Origin of the sequence: Ureibacillus sp. FSL E2-3493 (assembly GCF_038077515.1) — a bacterium.
In the GTDB taxonomy this organism is placed as follows: domain Bacteria; phylum Bacillota; class Bacilli; order Bacillales_A; family Planococcaceae; genus Ureibacillus; species Ureibacillus halotolerans.
The window spans coordinates 2472822-2494441 of record NZ_JBBOPK010000001.1 but is presented as its reverse complement, the minus strand read 5'-3'; the positions used below and the strand labels follow the sequence as shown (position 1 = coordinate 2494441).

The window sequence follows — 21620 nt, the reverse complement described above, 5'->3', positions numbered from 1 at the left end:
AATTGAAGTGGGGATTTAAAGAATAGGAGTGTTTTTTTTGGCTCAATTAGTGAAACTACAAGATTACATTTCAAGATACCAAATCGATTTATCAAGATATCCAACTCAATTTGTTCGTTTGAAAAAAAGTCAATGGGAACGTGTGAAACAACAATGGCTTTCTGGTGAAGAAACACCGGAGTGGCAACATATTGAATCCGATGAAGACACACGACAGGGCAAAAAAACTTTTTCTTTTTTCGAAAAACTAAAGCTGAAAAAAGAGACAAAAGAAATTGAAAATATAGAAGATGTAGATGTTTCGAATGAGCTAATGAATCCGGAGGAAGAAATTCCTGAGGAAGAAACAACGTTATTTTTTGAACCGAAAATTGTGTACCAACCAACTTCGATAGAAGAACTGAAAAAAATGTTCATGGATCAATTTTTTCATTTTCAAATTAAATGGGCAAGTTCAACTTTAAGGGAAAAATCTTATGTGGATCCGAAATTTTTAAGAGATTCGTTACTTCGAACTATTCTTCAACGTTTACCGGATAGCTTTTTAGTACTGTATTATCCAATCATAAAGGTAAAGAAAGCACCTGTTGAATTAGATATTATTTTATTAACACCAACAGAATGTTTATGCATTACATTAGTGGAACAAGAAGAGCAAGCAGTATTTGTTGGGAATAGCGATCGTTTTTGGACAAAAAAGATAGGGAAAACATCGAAAAAAATGTTGAATCCATTAATTCAATTAAATCGGATGGAGTCTATTATTACTCAGTTATTTGCTGCAAATAACGTTGACATGCCAATTCGAAAAGTGCTCCTTTCAAGAAATGGATATTTTGATTATCCAGGTTCTGTTTTTAATGTTCAATTCATTGATAAACGAGAACTTTCCCAATGGATGAACCAATTATCCCGCTATTCTTCACCGATGAAACGGATGCAAATGCAAGCAGCTCAAGCAATTTTACAGACGGTACAAACGACTTCCTTTAACCGTGATATTTGGAAAGTGGAACAACAGGAGCAATAAAAGTGGAATTGTTTTTTATTATTAATGAGCAAGCTGGCAATGGAAAAGGGAAAAAAGTTTGGGAAAAGTTAAGGAAAGAACTACATACCCCTTTTTCTTTTTACATAACAAATCATCATGGACATGCTACTACCATTGCTAGAAAGATTGCTAGCAATTTTCAACTAACTGGACAAAAAATACTTTTGATAGCCGTTGGGGGAGATGGAACAATCCATGAAGTCGTAAATGGTGTGATTGGTTTTAATCATGTATATGTTGGAGCAATTGGTGCAGGTTCTGGTAACGACTTTTCAAGGGAATATTTTACATTCCATACTGCTTATGAAATAGATGAATTTATAAAAGGAAATGAACAATCTTTGCAACAGTTTAATAGCGGAATGGTCAAATGGAGCACTGGACAATCAATTCATTTTGTGAACAATTCAGGAATTGGTTTCGATGCCTTTGTAGCTAAACTGGCGAACCATTCTACTATAAAAAAACGACTGAACAAAATGGGACTTGGTAAGTTTAGTTATGTTTATTTTGTGTTGCTCGGTCTATTTACATTTAAATTATTTACATTAACGGTTGAACAAAATGGTAGTCAAAGAAAGTATGAAAAGGTTTGGTTTGCAACGGTTTCCAATCAACCGTATTTCGGAGGAGGGATGAAAATCTCACCTCAATCTGATCCAATGGATGGGAAATTAGAATTGACCATTGTGTATAACCTTTCAAGATTAAAATTATTACTAATGTTTGTCACTGTATTTTTTGGTAGCCATACGAGATTACAAGAAGTCGTTCAGCAGAAGGGCGACCAATTTACTTTGTACATAAACGATGAATTACCTTGTCATGCCGATGGAGAAGTGATGGGTGTGACAAAAAATAATTCACGCATAGATTACGTTGTCCAAAAGAAAAGTTGGATGTCGATAAAAAGAAATAGCGAGTTTATGAAAAAGTAAGAAAAATAAGCTATAATAAAATGAAATTAGGACATCTAGAAATGAGGATTTAGTAGTGAGATTAAGAAATAAACCGTGGGCTGAAGAATTTATTACAAATCATCCAGAAGTTATTATTCCAAATCCTGAAGAATATAAAGGAAAGTGGAAAGAAGTTTTTGGAAACGACAACCCACTGCATATTGAAGTAGGTACAGGAAAAGGTCAATTTGTTACAGGAATGGCTCTAGCTAACCCTAATATTAACTATATCGGTATTGAACTATACGATAGTGTCATTGTGAGTGCGTTGGAAAAAGTGTTAGATGCTAATACTCCACCAAATTTACGATTATTAAAAGTAAATGGAGCCGATTTAGCAAAATATTTTGCTAAAAATGATGTAAGTCGAGTGTATTTAAATTTCTCAGATCCTTGGCCTAAAACGCGTCATGCAAAACGTCGTTTAACCCACGAAGGATTTTTGAAGTTATATGAGTCCATTTTAGTGGATAATGGGGAAATTCATTTTAAAACGGATAATCGTGGCTTATTTGAATATTCCCTTGTTAGTATGTCGGAATATGGAATGTTATTGAAATATGTTTCGTTAGATTTACATGCCAATATGCCGGAAGACAATATTATGACAGAATATGAAGAAAAGTTTTCTGCCAAAGGTCAGCCAATCTATCGTTTAGAATCTCAATTTATAACGAAGAAATAATGTAAATCGTTTATTTTGAATTCGATTGTCGTTCAATCGAATTTTTAAATAAATATAAGAACAAAGGGGGAGATAGGGATGGATCAACTACAATTTCACAATATGTCCTTAACATGGCTTAATGGGGGCGTCACTTCTTTAGATGGCGGAGCAATGTTTGGAGTCGTACCAAAACCACTTTGGTCAAGAAAGTATCCAGTCAATGACAAAAATCAAATTGAATTAGCTTGTGAACCGATTTTAATTCAATACGAGGGGAAAAATTATTTAATTGATAGTGGTGTTGGGTTTAATAAGTTAACAGAAAAACAACTTCGAAACTTTGGTGTTACAGAAGAATCAACGATTTTAGAAAGCTTGGACCAATTGGGACTTACTGCAGAAGATATTGATTATGTGCTAATGACCCACCTTCATTTTGACCATGCTGGGGGATTAACTCGTTGGGAAGGGGACACACTCGTATCTACATTCCCGAAGGCGAAAATTTATACAACGCAAATTGAATGGGATGAAATGCGTAATCCAAATATACGATCCAAAAATACGTATTGGAAAGAAAATTGGGAACCGGTTCAACATCAAGTTGAGACTTTCTCCGAATCCTTAACGATAGCCCCTGGAATTGAAATGGTTCATACAGGTGGACATAGTGATGGACATGCGATTATAAAGTTAACTCAAAACGGGGAAACGCTAATTCATATGGCGGACATTATGCCAACCCATGCCCATCAAAACCCTTTATGGGTATTAGCATATGATGATTACCCGATGACAAGTGTGTTTGCTAAAGAAAAAATAATGAAAGAAGCTTTAGCAGAAGGGTATAAATTTATTTTCTATCATGATGCTTATTATCGAATGATTCAATGGAGTGCCGATGGAAAAGAAGTGACCGACTCATTGAAACGAAATAAAGAAGCACGAATTCAATTTGAAACAAATGTATAAAAAAAGGGGCTGTTTGATCATTTCAAACAGCCTCTTTCTCTATGAAGAAATTACACTTTTAATAATTCAACAACTACTCCTGAACGAGCATCTGCTGCAAATTCAAATGTTTCCAATTCACCATTTAATACTCTAGTAATTCCTCCACGGTATACGGGAATGGTCATAATACCATTATTATAATCTTCTGTTTTCATATAAATCCAAGAACCATCAATAGGGCTTTCTTTTTTAAACTCTGTTTTTACATTGTCTAGTACTTGATTGGCGGGTACAAAAGGCGAAATTCTTTCAGATGTTTCTTTAATGATAATGGATGCAGCTAAACCCGTGGCCACACCTATTAAAAAATCTCTTAATTTCATTTGCCATCCTCCTTTAAACTATTCCTTATTTTAACACCAATTAAAACAGAAGTCTTGTTCAATCATACAAAGAGAGTGGTCTATGGATAGAAATAATTAACTGGTCTATGCTATAAAAAACCCGTTTTTAATAGTGAGTTTGTAAATTTTCCAATGATACAATTCGAATTACGAAATATATATGATAGAATAGAGAAAAGATTAAAAAAATTAGGGAGTGTTCTTTTATGAATACTGAAACATTACAATTATTTAAAACATTAACGGAGTTACCTGGTGCCCCTGGCAATGAATCCGCTGTTCGAAAATTTATGCGTGGGGAACTAGAAAAGTATGCAGATGAAATTATTCAAGATAATTTAGGTGGCATTTTCGGTGTAAGAAAAGCGGAAAATGACAATGCACCCAAAATATTAGTGGCAGGCCATATGGATGAAGTATCTTTCATGGTAAAAGATATTACAGAAAACGGGATGCTTCGCTTTCAGCCATTAGGCGGTTGGTCTAATCAAGTGTTACAAGCCCAAAGAGTAACTGTTTATGCAAAGGAACAAGAAATTCCTGGTGTAATTGCTTCCATTCCACCTCATTTATTAAGAGGTACTGACAAAAATCATACGATGGAAATTAAAGATATGTTAATTGACGTAGGAGCAGACAGTAAAGAAGATGCACTACAAATGGGTATTCGACCAGGTCAATCAATTATCCCAATTTGTCCATTTACACCGATGGCAAACCCGAAAAAAATTATGGCGAAAGCTTGGGATAACCGATATGGTTGTGGTTTGGCGATCGAATTGTTAAAAGAGTTAAAAGACGAAAAAGTAGTAAACAACCTATATTCAGGTGCAAACGTAATGGAAGAAGTTGGATTACGCGGGGCACAAGTATCTGCAAACATGATTAAACCTGACATTTTCTTCGCCCTAGATGCTTCTGCAGCCAATGATACAACGGGTGATAAAACCCAATTTGGTCAATTAGGAAAAGGGACGTTATTACGAATTTATGATCCAACGATGGTTACCCACCGTGGATTACGTGAATTTATTTTAGATACGGCTGAGACAAATGATATACCGTATCAATATTTTGTATCTAATGGTGGTACTGATGCAGGTAAAGTACATATTTCCAATGAAGGAATTCCAAGTACGGTTATTGGCATTTGTTCCCGCTACATCCATACTTCTGCTTCGATCATTCATGTCGATGATTATGCGGCTGCAAAAGAGTTGCTTGTGAAACTTGTGAGAACCCTTGATAGAAGTACAGTGGATACAATTATAAACAATGGTTAAAATTACTAAGAAGAAAGGTGCCAAATGGGGCATCTTTTTTATTGAGTGGAACGTCCAGTAAAAGTGTTGATGAGGAGATGACAATTTTGTTTGTTGCAATTGGTACGAAAAATAGAGCAAAAACATTAGCTATTACGAATATCGTAAGTATGTATTTTGACAACTTGGAATTTGAGCAATTTGCGGTTCCTTCAGATGTTTCGGAACAGCCTTTTTCTAATGATGAGACGAGACAAGGTGCAATCAATCGTGCCCTTCATACATTAAATGCTTCAGGAGCTGATTTGAACTTCGGACTTGAAGGTGGTGTACATGAAATGGATGGTCAAATGTACTGCTGTAATTGGGGAGCAATGGCATTAAAAGATGGTACGATTATTACAGCTAGCGGTGCCCAATTTTTATTACCAGATGAAATTGCTGTACAATTGAGAGCGGGTAGAGAATTAGGTCCGGTTATGGATGACTATACGAAGCAAAAGGATACACGTTCTTCTTCAGGAGCTGTTGGTGTTTTTACAGCAGGTCTAGTTGATCGAACGGAAATGTTTGAACATATTGTGAAGTTGTTAATAGGACAATATTTATTTTTATTAAATACTAATAAATAACTCTATGAAAATATTACTAAAAACATGACTCTTGCATCATGACCTATTTATCATTTAATATTAATAGAATAGAAAGAGAGGAGTACATATGAAACGTAAATGGCTTCTAGCTACAGCGTGTTTATTGTTATTGTTCGCTTTAACAGGCTGTGGAAAAACTGTCGAAGAGCAAATAGATTCTGGTGTGGCAAGCGCTCAAACTGTTTTTGAAGAAAATCCCCAAGAACCAAATACAAAGCTTGAGGGAATCGAATTATATGTTCCATCGGGTTACAAGGCTGAAAATAGTGAAGATCCCAATAATTTCATTGTGACAAAAGGACAGGATAGTTATATTCTTTTTGTGAATCAAAATGAAACGGAAGATAGCAAACTACATTATCAATTATTAAAAGATGATAAAACAAAACATATTATCAAGGAAGAAACAGTCGAATTTGATGGTGCCTTTGGATTTACTGCAGTGATTGAACATGATGAAGAACAATTTGAACTTGTCGTAAGTTGTGGTGGTATTAAAATGTCTACTATCTCAGAAGATAAAAATATAGATGAGAAACTAGTAGATATGATGACAATCGTTCGTTCTGTAAAGTTACTTGAAAAGTAATAATGGAAGTTAGCAGACAAACTAATCGACTAAAAAACTAAACTTTTGCTACAATAAGGGTAATACTTTAAAAGTACGGTTCACTTTATGTGAACCGTTTATTTTTGTACTTGCAATTTTTGTGAAAAAATTTTACTGCATCGATTGGTAAAGAAAAGCAAGTATTGTAAAATAAGAAAGGATGTGATGAAGTTGAAATCAAAAGAGTTAGTAGAACAATTGAAATTGCGCTTAAGTACGGAGCAATTTGAATTTCATTTTGATAAAGAAAAAGATATGTTGCGACTTAATCATAAATCATTAAATCGAGGGATGGATATTTCCCTTCCTGAAATTATCGCCAAATATCAAACGATAAAAGAAAAAGCCATCGATGAGGTTGTCTATACGATCGAACAAACCTTTCAGGCGATGGAAAAGGAACGAGCTGAAGGATTCCATGATTTATCTTTAGTATACCCTGTTATACGTTCCACTTCTTTCCCGTTAAAATCCAATGAAGGACATACCTTCATCACAACGGATCACACTGCGGAAACGCGTATCTTTTATGCGTTAGATTTAGGAACAACTTACCGATTAATTGATGAGTCGATGTTAGAGAAATTAAACGTTTCGGCAAATCAAATTAGAGAAGCAGCTCGTTTTTCCGTTCGAAAATTACCGACAAATACGAAAAAAGATGAAGTAGCGGGCAATATTTTTTATTTCTTAAATGAAAATGATGGATATGATGCAAGTCGTATTTTAAATGAATCCTTTTTAAAAGAGATGGAATCAAAAATAGAAGGGGACATGACGTTGTCTGTTCCCCACCAAGATGTTCTAATTATTGGTGATATTCGGAACGAAGTAGGGTATGATGTATTAGCGCAAATGACGATGCACTTCTTTTCCGTAGGTGCAGTACCGATTACTTCCTTATCTTTCGTTTATGATAAAGGAGAATTAGAACCAATCTTTATATTGGCAAAAAACAGAGTAAAAAAGGAGCAAGATGACCAATGATCGCCGCTTATAATAAACAATTTGTTGGAGATGTACTTTTAGTCCAACTAGCTACAGAAAAAATCGTTCATACTGAAGTTGAAAAAGTAGGAGATTTCGCTATTTTAAAAGAGAAAGCAACTGGTGAAATAAAAGCTTTCAATTTATTTAATGCAAGTAAATATATGGACTTAAACGTTCAAGGGAATGTGGAAGTAAACCCAGAACTTGTACAAAAAATTGAGGAAGCAATGAAAGCAAACAATGTTTCTATCTCATTAGATGTTGATTTTTCTCCTAAATTTGTTATCGGTTATGTAGAAGAAAAGGAAAAACATCCAAATGCTGATAAGTTAAGTATTTGTAAAGTAAATGTAGGGGATGAACTGTTACAAATCGTTTGTGGTGCACCAAATGTTGAAGCGGGACAAAAAGTCGTTGTAGCAAAAATAGGTGCTGTAATGCCATCTGGATTAGTGATTAAACAATCTGAATTACGTGGAGTCGCATCAAGTGGAATGCTTTGCTCAGCACGTGAATTAGCAATTCCGAATGCGCCATCAGCTAAAGGAATTTTAGTTTTAGATCAAGATGCAGAAGTTGGCGCATCTTTTACGATTCCTTCTAATTTATAATTTGAACATACTTTTTTGAAAGGACGTCTCTTTAATAGAGGCGTCCTTTTTTGTTTTCATCGAAATGTTTTCTCATTGTTATCTTATTGCAATGTAATTATGATATGATTTTGCTAACTAAGGCATATTTATACTATTTATCTATTAAACTCCTAAAAAATAAAAATGAATAGAAAAAATAACCGAAAAAGTTATATCAAATGTGATAGAAAGGTTAAATAAAGATGCCTACTTACATATAATTACTTTATAATAAAAAATGCTATGTTAATAGAAAAGAGTGATCTACATTGAATTGGTTTAAAAAACAGTTAAATAAATTAATATATGATGAAATAGAAGATGAAGAATATTATGAAGATGAGTACTATGAAGAAGAAAGAGTAAAATCAAAAACAAATGATAATGTGATAGAAGAAACGGTTCAAAATAATAGAAAGAGTTTTAAATTCCCATTAATTGATGATCATGAAATGGGGAATACGAGACCCCCTAGTCACGATTTTAACCAATATGAACAACAAACTACCCATCACAACGTGGATCAAGTTAATCGGAAATCGAATTATTTTTATCAACCAAATGCCATTTCCGAAGTGTTTGATGTAGAAGTTTCGGGAATACGAGAACTGTTAGAAAAACGACAAAATAAAGGTAGTTCGACAAGAGGGAATTCCAATCAGTTAAGAAAGGATTCCTATAAAGGACGTCGAGTTGAACAGTCTAAAATGAAGGAACCATTGAAAGAAGATAGGAAAAAAGCTACTTATGCATCAAAAAAGCAAACAGAAACTGTAGATGTTCCTGTTGCCCAAAGAAAATTTGTTCCAAGTCAAGTCCCTTCTCCTATATACGGCTTTAAAAGACCGAGTAACATTAACGATTTATTATCAAAAAAGCAAGGTAGAGTCGAACCTTTGGAAGAAGAGAAAGTTGAAGAAAAGGTACAACAAAGTAAACCCGATGCACAACAGGAAAGTAAAGTAGAGCAAATTTATTCTGATGTTTTAAAAATAAAAGAAGAAGTGGCAAGTACTGTTGACACGATTGCTCTTCCAGAAAGTAAGAAACAAGCTACTTCTTATGAAGAGGAAGAGTCGGTGGAGGTTCCTTCTAATCATTTTTTGCAAATAGAAGATGAACGAGTAGAAAAACCAATCGTATTGGAAGAAACCCTTTATAAAAAAGTAGAAGAGTTTCCTATATTAGCTGAAGAAGTATTGGATGAACCGACTAATGAATTCCAAACTAAGATAGATAGTGTACTTAAAGGGTATGAAGTTGAGCATCAACAAGGGGAAATTATGTCCTTTGACAATCATGATGAGAACGAAAGCTTTTCTTTAAGAGAGCCTGAAATAGAAGTTGAAGAGTTCGATTTAAAAGAAAGCCAAGTCAGTCAACAGGATTTTCAACAAGTAATGGAACACACCCCAATATTCATGCCTATCCAAATTCCAATCGAAAAGCAAGTTGAACTTGAAGAGGCAGTTGTGGAAGAACATCCTTTCGAAGGGGAAAATGCTCAAGTTCAACGCCTTGTAGACATTGCTTTAATGGACAAGTTTGATGACCAAGAGACTGAATCTGATACAAATTCCTTCCTATCAATAGAGCAAGAAGAACCATTTGAACAGAAAGAATATACAGAACTAGAAACATATGAAGAATATGAAGAACATGAACAGTACGAAGAATTTGAAGTAGATGTACAGCAAGATGAGTCTGTGGAACAACAAGAAAAGGTTGAACCTAAAAGAAAAACATTACCTTTTAATGTCCTTATGTTGAAATCAGATAAAGAAAAATATGCTGCGAAATTAGCACAAAAACAATTCAATGAACATAATGATGATATTAAAGAATTTTCTAGGCATACATCTAATGGAGAATTAAAAGAGCAACAACCTATTAATAACAGGCCACATGAGGATGCTACAGCTTTGATAACGACTGACATGGATCAAGGAAAGGAACCGTTCCATGTAGAAGGGGAGACAGAAGAAACAATAAATACAGTTGTTTCCAATGAACCTCAGGGAAAAGTCATTCCAAAACTTTATGTAAAACCTTCATTGGAATTTTTATCACCACCGGAGGAAAAAACAGAAGATCGGGAATGGTTGGAATCTCAAGCGGATGTTTTAGTTGAAGCATTATCCTATTTCCAAGTAACAGCCCAAGTAGAGTCTATTATGCAAGGTCCAGCTGTTACCCAATTTGAGATTACAGTCGGTCACGGTACAAAAGTGAGTAAAATTCGAAACTTAGCAGATGATTTAAAACTTGCTTTAGCAGCGAAAGATATTCGCATCCAGGCCCCAATCCCAGGGAAAAGTTCAATTGGAATCGAAATACCGAATCGTATTTCTCGAGCAGTACGTTTATCCGAAGTAACGACTAGTGAATCCTTTTTAAATTCCGAATCGCCTTTAGAAGCAGCATTAGGATTAGATTTAACAGGGAAGCCGTTAACAATTGATTTGCGTAAAATGCCCCACGGTTTAATAGCTGGTGCTACTGGATCTGGTAAATCGGTTTGTATTAATTCGATTTTAGTAAGTTTATTATATAAAGCAGATCCGAATGAATTAAAGCTAATGTTAATAGATCCTAAAATGGTAGAGCTTGCTCCATTTAATCACATTCCCCATTTAGTAAGCCCTGTTATTACCGATGTGAAAGCGGCAACAGCGGCGTTGAAATGGGCTGTAGAAGAAATGGAAAGACGCTATCAATTATTTGCCCATGCAGGAGTAAGGGATTTAACAAGATTTAATAAACTAGCCGAATCGAACGGGCAATATGGTCATAAATTACCTTACATTTTAATCGTTATCGATGAGCTGGCAGATTTAATGATGATGTCTCCTGCAGATGTAGAGGAAGCAATTTGTCGTATTGCTCAAAAAGCAAGGGCTTGTGGAATTCATTTAATCGTTGCAACTCAGCGCCCATCAGTAGATGTCATTACCGGCTTAATTAAATCCAACATTCCAACTCGTATTGCCTTTGCCGTTTCGTCACAGGTTGACTCCCGTACGATTTTAGACAGTCAAGGTGCGGAACGTTTATTAGGAAGGGGAGATATGTTGTATTTAGGAAATGGGATGAGTGCTCCAATCCGTTTACAAGGTACTTTTGTAACGGATGATGAAATTGAAGAAATTATTGAGCATGTCCGCTCCCAAGGGGAACCAGAGTATTTCTTCCAACAGGATGAATTATTAAAAAAATCCGAAATGATAGAAGAACAAGATGAATTATTTGAAGAGGTATGTCGCTTTGTTTATGAACAAGGTACTGCCTCCACGTCATCCATTCAAAGAAAGTATCATATTGGATATAATCGGGCAGCCCGCTTAATTGATATGTTAGAAAATAACGGATTTATTTCTGAACAAAGAGGAAGTAAACCGAGAGAAGTGTATATTACAGAGTCTGATTTAGCTTCTATGTTTGATTAGATTTTGTATATACAAATAGTGAAAATGAGGGAGGATTCCCTCTCATTTTTTTCGATATAATAAAAATATACATGAATGAGTGAATAAGTAGAAAAAATAAGCTAACAAGTAATTATCCTTTATTAAATTTAATGCTATAATGGGGTATGTTTTTAAAATTTGGCACAAACTAACTTAAATAACAAACGTTCATTCATTGGGATCAAGTGTATCCCGGGAGGTTTTCAATATGACATTTTATCATTTTACAGGAATTAAAGGTTCAGGTATGAGTTCATTAGCTCAAATTTTGTTTGATTCAGGAGAACAAGTACAGGGATCTGATTATGAAACTTATTATTTCACAGAAAAACCATTAAGAGATCGTAACATCACGATATTACCTTTCGATCCAGATAACATTCACGAAGGCATGACCGTTATAGCTGGCAATGCCTTTCCTGATGAACATCCAGAACTTGTTCGAGCGAAGGAATTAGGGGTAGAAGTGATTCGCTACCATAAATTTTTAGGCGATTATATTAAAAAATATACTTCTATTGCAATAACAGGTGCCCATGGTAAAACGTCCACTACCGGATTAATGAGTCATGTGATTGGCGGTTATATGCCAACATCTTTTTTAATCGGTGATGGTACAGGTTCAGGGAAAGAAGATGCTTCTTATTTTGTTATGGAGGCATGTGAATACCGTCGTCACTTTTTAGCGTATCATCCAGATTATGCTGTCATGACGAATATCGATTTTGACCATCCGGATTATTTTTCAGATATAGAAGATGTTAATGCGGCATTCCAACAATTAGCACTTCAAGTAAATAAAGCGATTATTGCTTGTGGAGATGACGAACATCTTCAAAAAATTCAAGCAAATGTACCTGTTGTCTTTTATGGATTTGGTACTCATAATGATTTTGCAGCACGAAATATTGAAAAAACAACAGAAGGTACATCCTTTGAAGTTTACGTGAGAAACGAATTTTACCATAAGTTTTTCATTCCGATGTTTGGAGACCATACCGTTTTAAATTCGTTGGCAGTCATTTCTTTATGTCATTATGAAGGAATTCCGGCGAATCTTATTCAAGAACGTTTAAATACGTATGGTGGAGTAAAAAGACGTTTTACGGAGACGAAAATGGGGAATAGTGTACTTGTAGATGATTATGCGCATCATCCAACCGAAATTAATGCGACGATTCAATCGGCGCGTCAAAAATATCCAGATCGACAAATTGTTGCTGTTTTTCAACCACATACATTTAGCCGTACAGAAGCATTTTTACAAGACTTTGCCGATAGTTTAGAAAAGGCAGATGCTGTTTATTTATGTGATATTTTCAGTTCTGCTCGGGAAAAACAAGGAGCTTTATCGATTGATGATTTAGCAACTTTGATTGAAGGAAGTAAAATTCTTCAAACTGATAAAATTGACATGTTGAAAGAACATAACGATGCTGTCTTCTTGTTTATGGGTGCAGGTGATGTTCATAAGTATCAAGAGGCTTTTGAAGAAGTGTTGAAAGACAATGAAGAAACAGCTTAAACGCCTATGTTTAGGCTGTTTTTTCAAATGAAGGATTTTCACATTTTTTGTCGAATAGTAGATGTAAGTAGACGTAGGAGGTTTTATTGTAAATGGAGATCATTTTATACATCGCAGCATTACTTGCAGCAATTGGTTTTTTAATTTTATGTATTAGTGTAGGTATGACGTTATTCTCATTAAAAAATACGCTAAATAGTATGGCAGGTACCATTGCTGGAATCGAAGGACAAATGGAAGGAATCACACGTGAGACAACCTCCCTATTAGCCAAAACAAATACGTTAGCGGAAGATATTACGGAGAAATCTGAGAAATTAAATTCAGTCGTTGATGCAGTGAAAAATATTGGAGTATCCGTAAATGGATTAAATACTTCTATTCAACAAATTACATCTTCTATTTCTTCAGAGGTAAGTAAAAATGAAGAAAAAATTGCCCAAGTAGTCCAATGGAGCAATGTGGCAATGGAGATTGCTGATAAATGGAAACAGCGAAAAGCAATCAATCAACATGATGTAGATGAAGCTACAGATGAAATTGTCAAAAAATCTTCTAAATTTAAACGAAGAAAATAACAAAGAGGGGGATGTTCAACATGTTAGGGGAAAAACCAAACTATAACGAAGTGAAAAATGCAATACCTAATTTACCACAACTTTATACTGGTATAGATGCTATATATGAAGAGGAGTCGGTGAATATGAAAGATTTTGTTATTGGAGCTTTTGTAGGAGGTATTGTAGGAGCAGCTGTAGGATTATTACTTGCTCCGAAAACAGGAAGAGATTTAAGAAGTGATGTAGCAAGCCAAGCGGCAACTTTAAAGGATAAAGGTGTTACTTTATCATCAACGGCGAAAGAAAAAACAGTTTTATTATCAAATCAGATTAAAGAGCAATCTAGTCAACTAGTTGATAAAGTAAAATCAAAAACAGCAAAAGTACCAACTGTATTTGACGATGGTACGGTTTCATACGAAGGAGAAGAACCTTTAGAAAATGATACGTATGAAGGAATAGACATTGCGGAAGCTTCAAAACCTTCATCTATTTAATAAAAAATAAAAACTGCCCATTCCAATAATGTGTACCCTTTGTAAAGGACATTTTAAAAAAAGCTAGGCAACTTGAAATAGATGATGTCTGTATTGTGCAGGCGTCATCTTTTTTAAATTCCATTGACCACGATAATTGTTGTAATAGATCATATAACTCTTTATTTCTCGTTTTACATCCTCTAATAATTCGCATGATTTAATATTTGTTTCATCTTTTAAATGACCGAAGAAAGATTCTTGTGGCGCATTATCCCAACAGTTTCCACGACGAGACATGGACTGACCTAATCCCATTTTCTTCACAAGCTTTTGGAATTGAGGGTTCGTATAGTGGAAGCCCTGATCGGAATGGATGAATGCACCTTCAGATAGTTTTACCCGATTCTTTTTCAATTTCTTTAAGGTATTAAGGGCAATATCTAGCGTTAATTTATTAGATACTTCATAAGCTAAAATCTCATTCGTTTCGGCGTCCTTAATCGTTTAATTCGTCGGATTCGCTTTAAGTTATATGTAATTTTAAATTGGTCTTCTAACGTCATTTTAATTTGGCGAGCACCTTTAGAACGACCACGGAAGTGAAATGCTTTTAATATAACTTCTTTTACCTTTTCATCCTCTTGATGACGTGCTTGTCTTCTGTTCGCTGCTTCTTCTGAAAAATAACGATAATATCCTGAACGTGAAACCCCAGCTAGTACGCACAGATGTTGTACCATTCGCTTTAATTTATATTTTTTAATGACTGTGTAAATCAGCTGAAATTTTTGTTCAGCCGTGAGTTTTACTTCTTCTTTCTCAACATCCTTTCTGCTAAATCGATCTTTTTTAGCAGTTCATTTTCTGCTTTTAGAAGAGCGTTCTGGGCTTCCAATCTAGCGTATTTCTCTTCTAAACTTAATTCACGTTCCAGTGGACGTCCCGAATGATATTTACGAGAATCTTCGAGCCCAGATGCACCGTTCGTTTGATAAGCTATTTTCCATCTTTTTAACGATGAGTGTACACGCTCCATTCCAACCGCCTCCATATCAAACCCTGCATCTTCAAAGATTCTCTTTGGACCTTTTCCAGTTTCATATTCTTTAATGGCTAGTGCTTTAAATTCATCTGTATATGTAATTCCTTTTTCACTCACTGACTTTACATAAGGATTTTTCTTAAGTAATTTTTGTTCATAAGTAGTAAATAATTTCTTCGACATAAGTTCTGCTCCATCTAATTGTTTTTTTCATTATAAATAAAAAAATACCCCGTAAGAGAGACTTTTTTTAAGTGTCTATCTTATAGGGTACATTTTACAAATGGAAATGGGCAGTTTTTTGTTGTAAACAGTATTATTTAATTCGGGATTGGATGTTCCGATAATATAATTTCTAAATGGTCGCCGCCAAAAATTTCTTCATCAAAGGAAGAAGCTTCCCCATTTCTTAAAATTGTAAAATAACCTTGAAAATCCTTGGGAAGTTGCCAGTTTGAAAAACGGAACACATCTTGGAATCTCCATCGATTAGATTCCTTCTCTACAATCGTTATAGTAGAACCGTTACGAATTGTAGAAGAAGGAGATAAAGCTGTTCCATTAAGTAATACTTCATGGCATTGTTTTGTTAATTCCACCGTTTCATTTTGGAAAGTGACAATGATCTTTTCTTCTAATGATAAATTTAATTTACCCATCATCATTTCTACAGTTGGAAGGGAGTTTTCATCCACTTTAATACGGTCACCATCTTTAACAGGATAGTGAAGTTTACTTGGTTTATCATTAATGAATAAGGTTGGTGTGAAATCCTGTAAAAACATCGGTTGTCCGTCTACATGAATACAAAAAGGTTGTAATTTATGCAATAGATCAATGGCTTTTATATGTTTAAATACGTCTTCGACCGTTTCGATCGTTTCAATGTAAACTCGATCACGATCCTGTAGTTCTAAATCAAGGGAACAGTATTGATCATTTACTTTTACTTTAGGTTCAATATGATAAAGGGTTCCTTGTACCGTAATACTTTTAAATAGGGCATCGTCCACAATGTCACGTACAGTTACTTTAGCGTCCTCTCCATGTCTACCCTCTACTAATGTGATACAATCCCCATTTTGAATGATTGACTTTGTTGACGCCGGTTCTCCATTTACAACAATCGTTGCTGGTTCGCCATGTTCTCCAGGTAAAAAAATGTCGTGGTCATTTACAGTGATGGAAATACCTTGTCCTGGTTTACCGTAGAGCTGTTTTGCCCGTATATTTGCAGCTAAAAAGGCATCAGAAACCGTCATTTCCTTCATTTCAAACAAACGAACAACTTGATCATTCACTGTTACCGTCATGTACTGAATCGGTGCCTTTTTTGCAGCAATCGCAATACCAATAGGAGTTACTAACTCAGGGGTTGATGGGATTGATTCATCTTTTGTTACATTTTGAATGGCGTCGATACCACGAACGGCAACTCGATTTGCAGGAAGGTTCAAAACATGACATAGTTCATTTGTTAAATTAGGAGTTAAACTACCTCCCCCCACTAACATAATTGCCTTTGGAGGTGTTTGATTGTTTAAACGTAAAATTTCAGTGCCAATCGCTTTAGCTAAATTTTGAATAGACGGTTGAATTGCTTGGATTACTTCATCCCTTGGATAAAATTGATCGAATCCTAATATGTCCTTAATAAGTATGTTTTCTTCCGTTGCTAATTGTCGTTTTGCCATCTCTGCCACTGGGAAGTCTAATAAATAGTGGTCACTTAAGCTTTCCGTTATTTCGTCTCCAGCTGTAGGGACCATACCATAAGCAACAATTGTTCCTTTGTCCGTAATGGCAATATCTGAAGTACCTGCACCGATATCAACTAAGGCAACGTTTAAACGTCGCATCGATTGAGGAATTAAAACGTTAATAGCGGCAATCGGTTCTAAAGTTAATGCTTCCATTTCTAAATCTGCTCGTTTAAGGGCAGCTAGTAACGATTCAACAACTACACGGGGTAGGAAGGTAGCAATTACTTCGATTGTCGCTTCATGGCCTTGCTGATCTAGTAAACTACCGATTTCTTCACCGTCTAACTTATAGTATAGGACTGAGTAGCCTACACAATAATAATGATTAAAGGATTCCTCTTCCTTAGAGGAAAGGAGTTGTTGTTGAGCATGTTGAACAGCTTGAAGCTCAAGTCTATTTATATCTTCTTCGGTAAAGATAGGACGATTCTTTATATCAATCGTAACGCTTGCTTGTTCGGTTTTTAATGCACGACCAGCTGCGGCAACACTCACCCTTGTTAGTGGGCCATGTTTTTCTTCAAGCTCATTTTTGATTTCTTTAATTAACTCTGCAACATATAACACGTTATGTATTTGGCCATCTACCATAGCCCGTTCTTTATGTTCTTTTATAAGTATGTCCATGACATGGAAATGGTCATCCTGTTCTTCTAGTATAATACCGACGACAGAACGGGTACCTATGTCTAAAGCGAATAGTTTGGAACTCAAATGAAATCGCTTCCTTTCAAAGGGAATATAGAGAAAACTTTAGCGAGTTGAAGCGCTAAATTGAAATTGCGTGACAATATGAATATTGTTGACTATAATAGGACTATCACTAACAAATGTATCATACATTTCAACGTTCTGAAAGAGTTCGGTACAGAGAGAGGAGAAAAGGAAATGAGTGAAAAAAACTTAGAAATCCTTCGCAGTCAGATAGATGCTTTAAACCTCGAAATACTACGTCTTATTAATGAGCGAGCTGAGGTTGTTAATGAAATTGGTAAAATTAAAGAAAAACAAGGGGTAAACCGATACGATCCTCTTCGTGAACGACATATGTTAGATTTATTAAAAGAACATAATAAAGGACCGTTAAATCAAATGACGGTTGATTATATTTTTAAACAAATTTTCAAAACGGCTTTAAAACAATTAGAGGCAGACAAGAAAAAGGAATTACTTGTATCTCGTAAGAAAAAATCGGAAGATACTGTAATTGAAATTAATAATGAAAAAGTAGGAGTAGGCGATCCAACGTTTGTATTTGGTCCTTGTTCTGTAGAATCCTATGAACAAGTGGCAGCAGTTGCTGCTTCTATCCAATCAAAAGGATTGAAATTAATCCGAGGTGGAGCATACAAACCTCGTACTTCTCCATATGATTTCCAAGGTCTCGGATTAGAAGGATTGAAAATTTTAAAACAAATTTCGAAAGAATACGGCTTAGCAGTTGTAACGGAAATTGTCACACCTACTCATATTGAAGAGGCTTTAGATTACGTCGATGTAATTCAAATTGGTGCTCGTAACATGCAAAACTTTGAATTATTAAAAGCAGTTGGTGCTACAAATAAACCTGTTTTATTAAAACGTGGTTTAGCTGCTACAATCGACGAATTTATTCATGCTGCTGAATACATTATGTCAAAAGGAAATGAAAATATTATCCTTTGTGAGCGCGGTATACGTACTTATGAAAAAGCAACTCGTAATACGTTAGATATTTCGGCGGTGCCGATTTTAAAACAAGAAACGCATTTACCGGTATTTGTAGATGTGACCCACTCCACAGGACGCAGTGATTTACTATTACCATGTGCAAAAGCAGCTATTGCGATTGGTGCAGATGGGGTTATGGCAGAAGTGCATCCGGATCCATCTGTTGCTTTGTCTGATTCACAACAACAAATGGATATTTCACAATTCGATGCTTTCTATAATGAAATACAAAAATTTATGAAACAATATGAATATAAAGCATAATTTCTTTAAAAAACCCAAAAAGTATGTATAGGATACTTTTTGGGTTTTTTATTGGATGAAAAGCTTCAAATATTGAATCTTTATGAAGATTATGTGCTTTATATTGAAAAAGAAATGGAAATTATCGTATGATGAACATATTAATTCAATAAAAGGAGGCGTATCCTTTGACTGTAACGATTTATGATGTTGCACGTGAAGCGAATGTTTCAATGGCGACGGTCTCACGTGTAGTTAACGGAAACCAAAATGTAAAACCAGCTACAAGAAAAAAGGTATTAGAAGTAATCGAACGTCTAGAATATCGACCGAATGCAGTAGCCCGTGGTTTAGCAAGTAAAAAAACAACCACTGTCGGTGTAATTATTCCAGATATATCAAATAATATTTATGCAGAAGCTGCCCGCGGAATCGAAGATATTGCAACAATGTATCGATATAATATTATTTTAGCTAATTCCGATCAAAACGAAGAAAAAGAACTAACACTTCTCGATACAATGCTTGGTAAACAAGTAGATGGCATTGTCATGATGAGTGATGCAGTTACCCCTAAATTACATCAGTCAATGGAACATTCTCCAGTACCAATCGTACTTGCTGGTTCGGTAGATGAATCGAATCAATTTGCTTCTGTTAATATTGATTATTTCCAAGCGTCCTATGAAGCGGTACAGATGTTAATTGAAAATGGCCATAAACGTATTGCTTTCGTATCTGGACCTCTACAATATACCATTAATTCAAAGTTCAAATTAGAAGCCTATAAAAAGGCGATTATTGATGCGAATCTGGAATTGGATGAAAATTTAATTGTATCTGATGATGATACGTATGACAGTGGAATTGAAGCATGGGAAACGTTAAGTGCCCTTGATAATCCACCAACTGCCTTTTTTGCAGGAAGTGATGAATTAGCGATCGGTCTTATTCATGGAGCTCAAGATAGTGGAAGAAAAGTTCCGGACGAAATCGAAGTGATTAGTTTTGAAAATTCAAAACTTGCCCGTATGGTACGTCCACAGCTGACGAGTGTAGTATTTCCTTTATATGATATTGGGGCAGTAGCTATGCGTTTATTAACGAAAATAATGAATAAAGAAACGATTGATAACCAATCCGTAATTATTCCCCACCGAATTGAAAAACGAAAATCTGTTAAATAATAAAAAGGACAACTCATGTTAAAATGTACCCTATAAGAAAGACACTTGAAAAAAGGTCTCTCTTATAGGGTACTTTTATTTATAATGAAATAAAATAAATGGTTGATGGAGCGGAAGAACATGTCGAAAAAGTTATTTACAGATCAAGAACAGAAATTACTCAAGAAACATCCTTATGTAAAAGCAGTGAGTGAAAAAGCAATAACATATACAGATGAATTTAAAGCAAGAGCCATTAAAGAATATGAGGAAGGGAAATTTCCACTTCAAATTTTTGAAGATGCAGGATTTGATATTGATATCGTAGGTAAAAAACGTGCAAAGTCTGCTTTAGAGCGATGGCGTGCTGCTTATCAAAAGAATGGTGTAGCTGGGCTTGTGGATACACGTAAACACTCTTCAGGACGTCCACTTGAGCGAGAATTAAGTATAGAAGAAAAGTACGCAAGGTTAGAGGCGCAAAATGCATTATTACGTGCAGAAAATGAACTACTAAAAAAGATCGATTTAGCAGAAAGGTTGTTGATAAAGAAAAAGAGAAATTAACAGCGGAACAAAAATTTCAGTTGATCCAGTATGTGATAGAAAAACACCGCTTAAAAAGAATGGTAAGCTACCTTTGTAAATTAGTTGGAGTCTCTCGATCGGGCTACTATCGTTATTTTTCAGAAGAAGCACAACTTAGTAGACAAGCTAGTGATCAGGCAGATGAGACAGTCAAAGAAATCATTTTAAAAGCGTTCAATTTCCGTGGTCGTAAGAAAGGTGCACGTCAAATTAAAATGACGTTAGAAAATCAGTATCAAATTACATATAACCTAAAGCGAATTCGTCGTATCATGAAAAAGTTTCAAATCATCTGCCCCATTCGAAAAGCAAATCCATATCGAAGAATGGCCAAAGCAACGAAAGAACATAGAACTTTACCAAATCTATTAAACCGTAAATTTAAGCAAGGAATCGCTAGAAAAGTATTATTAACAGACATTACATATTTGAGTTATGGAAAAGGAAAACGTGCCTACTTATCCGCTATAAAAGATGCCGAAACCAATGAAATTTTAGCATATGAGACATCGGATAAAATTACACTAGATATTGCATTAAATACATTAAAGATGTTGAAAAAGAATGGGATAAAATTGGCCGATGGCGCATTCATTCACTCTGATCAAGGGTTCCACTATACCAGCCCCCAATTTCAAAAGATGGTAAAGAAAATGGGACTAGAGCAATCTATGTCACGTCGTGGAAACTGTTGGGATAATGCCCCACAAGAATCGTTTTTTGGTCATTTTAAAGATGAAACAGACTTTAAATCGTGTGAAACATTAGAAGAAGTAAAAAGAGAGATTAAGAGTTATATGACTTATTACAATCATTACCGAGGTCAATGGAACTTAAAAAAGATGACGCCTGCACAATACAGTCACCATCTTCTTCAAGTTGCTTAAAAGCCTTT

The 21620-nt window shown here is 35.1% G+C and carries 18 protein-coding genes and 1 pseudogene; 16 read left to right on the top strand and 3 right to left on the bottom strand.

The window, feature by feature from the left end; genetic code table 11:
• Nucleotides 1–37 precede the first annotated feature (37 nt).
• The 4 genes from MHH69_RS12765 to MHH69_RS12750 all read left to right on the top strand — a co-directional run bounded on the left by MHH69_RS12765 (nucleotide 38) and on the right by MHH69_RS12750 (nucleotide 3649).
• The gene (locus MHH69_RS12765) at nucleotides 38–1030 is read left to right on the top strand and encodes a nuclease-related domain-containing protein (protein WP_122972946.1); all 993 of its coding nucleotides are present in this window, start codon (nucleotides 38–40) and stop codon (nucleotides 1028–1030) included.
• A gap of 2 nt (nucleotides 1031–1032) precedes the next feature.
• Entirely contained in the window at nucleotides 1033–1989 is a 957-nt protein-coding gene (locus tag MHH69_RS12760) for a diacylglycerol/lipid kinase family protein (RefSeq protein ID WP_341362488.1), read from the top strand.
• 55 nt (nucleotides 1990–2044) lie between these two features.
• Complete coding sequence (trmB, locus tag MHH69_RS12755) at nucleotides 2045–2695, top strand: tRNA (guanosine(46)-N7)-methyltransferase TrmB (RefSeq protein ID WP_122972944.1); 651 nt, start codon at nucleotides 2045–2047, stop codon at nucleotides 2693–2695.
• A gap of 78 nt (nucleotides 2696–2773) precedes the next feature.
• Nucleotides 2774–3649 carry a YtnP family quorum-quenching lactonase gene (locus MHH69_RS12750; protein ID WP_122972943.1) on the top strand — a complete coding sequence of 292 codons (876 nt, stop codon included), beginning with the start codon at nucleotides 2774–2776 and terminating at the stop codon, nucleotides 3647–3649.
• 50 nt (nucleotides 3650–3699) lie between these two features.
• Here MHH69_RS12750 and MHH69_RS12745 read toward each other — a convergent pair whose 3' ends face one another.
• Nucleotides 3700–4014 (bottom strand): hypothetical protein, encoded by a 315-nt coding sequence (locus MHH69_RS12745; protein ID WP_122972942.1) that lies wholly within the window; start codon nucleotides 4012–4014, stop codon nucleotides 3700–3702.
• Between the two features lie 227 nt (nucleotides 4015–4241).
• Between MHH69_RS12745 and MHH69_RS12740 the strand changes: the two genes are divergently transcribed.
• From MHH69_RS12740 to MHH69_RS12700, 9 genes are all read left to right on the top strand, one after another.
• On the top strand, nucleotides 4242–5318 hold the full coding sequence (locus MHH69_RS12740) for a M42 family metallopeptidase (protein ID WP_341362487.1): 1077 nt from the start codon (nucleotides 4242–4244) through the stop codon (nucleotides 5316–5318).
• 77 nt (nucleotides 5319–5395) lie between these two features.
• The gene (locus MHH69_RS12735) at nucleotides 5396–5929 is read left to right on the top strand and encodes a DUF84 family protein (protein ID WP_122972963.1); all 534 of its coding nucleotides are present in this window, start codon (nucleotides 5396–5398) and stop codon (nucleotides 5927–5929) included.
• Nucleotides 5930–6017: 88 nt separating this feature from the next.
• Nucleotides 6018–6539: a hypothetical protein gene (locus MHH69_RS12730; protein ID WP_122972940.1), complete on the top strand. Its 522-nt coding sequence runs from the start codon at nucleotides 6018–6020 to the stop codon at nucleotides 6537–6539.
• Nucleotides 6540–6731: 192 nt separating this feature from the next.
• The gene (locus MHH69_RS12725; RefSeq protein WP_122972939.1) at nucleotides 6732–7547 is read left to right on the top strand and encodes a DUF1444 domain-containing protein; all 816 of its coding nucleotides are present in this window, start codon (nucleotides 6732–6734) and stop codon (nucleotides 7545–7547) included.
• A complete protein-coding gene (gene ytpR / locus MHH69_RS12720) occupies nucleotides 7544–8161 on the top strand; it encodes a YtpR family tRNA-binding protein (RefSeq protein WP_122972938.1) in 618 nt (205 codons plus the stop codon). The genes MHH69_RS12725 and ytpR overlap by 4 nt, the downstream gene beginning before the upstream one ends.
• A 290-nt stretch (nucleotides 8162–8451) precedes the next feature.
• Nucleotides 8452–11628 carry a DNA translocase FtsK gene (locus tag MHH69_RS12715; protein ID WP_341362486.1) on the top strand — a complete coding sequence of 1059 codons (3177 nt, stop codon included), beginning with the start codon at nucleotides 8452–8454 and terminating at the stop codon, nucleotides 11626–11628.
• A gap of 229 nt (nucleotides 11629–11857) precedes the next feature.
• Nucleotides 11858–13174, top strand: a complete 1317-nt coding sequence (murC, locus tag MHH69_RS12710; protein ID WP_122973607.1) for a UDP-N-acetylmuramate--L-alanine ligase — start codon at nucleotides 11858–11860, stop codon at nucleotides 13172–13174.
• A gap of 92 nt (nucleotides 13175–13266) precedes the next feature.
• Nucleotides 13267–13752, top strand: a complete 486-nt coding sequence (locus tag MHH69_RS12705; protein ID WP_122973606.1) for a DUF948 domain-containing protein — start codon at nucleotides 13267–13269, stop codon at nucleotides 13750–13752.
• A 20-nt stretch (nucleotides 13753–13772) separates the two neighbouring features.
• The gene (locus MHH69_RS12700; RefSeq protein ID WP_122973605.1) at nucleotides 13773–14231 is read left to right on the top strand and encodes a YtxH domain-containing protein; all 459 of its coding nucleotides are present in this window, start codon (nucleotides 13773–13775) and stop codon (nucleotides 14229–14231) included.
• Nucleotides 14232–14294: 63 nt separating this feature from the next.
• Here the strand turns inward: MHH69_RS12700 and MHH69_RS12695 are convergent.
• Nucleotides 14295–15438 (bottom strand): annotated as a pseudogene (locus tag MHH69_RS12695) (IS3 family transposase).
• A gap of 137 nt (nucleotides 15439–15575) precedes the next feature.
• On the bottom strand, nucleotides 15576–17732 hold the full coding sequence (pilM, locus tag MHH69_RS12690) for a pilus assembly protein PilM (protein ID WP_341362485.1): 2157 nt from the start codon (nucleotides 17730–17732) through the stop codon (nucleotides 15576–15578).
• A gap of 174 nt (nucleotides 17733–17906) precedes the next feature.
• Between pilM and MHH69_RS12685 the strand changes: the two genes are divergently transcribed.
• The 3 genes from MHH69_RS12685 (at nucleotide 17907) to MHH69_RS12675 (ending at nucleotide 21612) form a co-directional block, all read left to right on the top strand.
• Nucleotides 17907–18992, top strand: a complete 1086-nt coding sequence (locus MHH69_RS12685; RefSeq protein ID WP_341362484.1) for a bifunctional 3-deoxy-7-phosphoheptulonate synthase/chorismate mutase — start codon at nucleotides 17907–17909, stop codon at nucleotides 18990–18992.
• Between the two features lie 167 nt (nucleotides 18993–19159).
• On the top strand, nucleotides 19160–20158 hold the full coding sequence (gene ccpA, locus MHH69_RS12680; protein WP_122973602.1) for a catabolite control protein A: 999 nt from the start codon (nucleotides 19160–19162) through the stop codon (nucleotides 20156–20158).
• Between the two features lie 120 nt (nucleotides 20159–20278).
• Nucleotides 20279–21612, top strand: a protein-coding gene (locus MHH69_RS12675; RefSeq protein WP_341361629.1) for an IS3 family transposase whose coding sequence is annotated in 2 segments (ribosomal slippage) — nucleotides 20279–20666 and nucleotides 20666–21612 — 1335 coding nt in all. Because the reading frame shifts where the segments join, the coding sequence is not laid out codon by codon here.
• Nucleotides 21613–21620: the final 8 nt, after the last annotated feature.

Excerpts from the sequence above, each read along its gene's own strand:
- MHH69_RS12750 (WP_122972943.1), top strand. The coding sequence starts at position 2,774 with ATGGATCAACTACAATTTCACAATATGTCCTTAACATGGCTTAATGGG.
- MHH69_RS12745 (WP_122972942.1), bottom strand. The coding sequence starts at position 4,014 with ATGAAATTAAGAGATTTTTTAATAGGTGTGGCCACGGGTTTAGCTGCA.
- MHH69_RS12740 (WP_341362487.1), top strand. The coding sequence starts at position 4,242 with ATGAATACTGAAACATTACAATTATTTAAAACATTAACGGAGTTACCT.
- MHH69_RS12735 (WP_122972963.1), top strand. The coding sequence starts at position 5,396 with ATGACAATTTTGTTTGTTGCAATTGGTACGAAAAATAGAGCAAAAACA.
- MHH69_RS12730 (WP_122972940.1), top strand. The coding sequence starts at position 6,018 with ATGAAACGTAAATGGCTTCTAGCTACAGCGTGTTTATTGTTATTGTTC.
- ytpR (WP_122972938.1), top strand. The coding sequence starts at position 7,544 with ATGATCGCCGCTTATAATAAACAATTTGTTGGAGATGTACTTTTAGTC.
- murC (WP_122973607.1), top strand. The coding sequence starts at position 11,858 with ATGACATTTTATCATTTTACAGGAATTAAAGGTTCAGGTATGAGTTCA.
- MHH69_RS12705 (WP_122973606.1), top strand. The coding sequence starts at position 13,267 with ATGGAGATCATTTTATACATCGCAGCATTACTTGCAGCAATTGGTTTT.
- MHH69_RS12700 (WP_122973605.1), top strand. The coding sequence starts at position 13,773 with ATGTTAGGGGAAAAACCAAACTATAACGAAGTGAAAAATGCAATACCT.
- MHH69_RS12685 (WP_341362484.1), top strand. The coding sequence starts at position 17,907 with ATGAGTGAAAAAAACTTAGAAATCCTTCGCAGTCAGATAGATGCTTTA.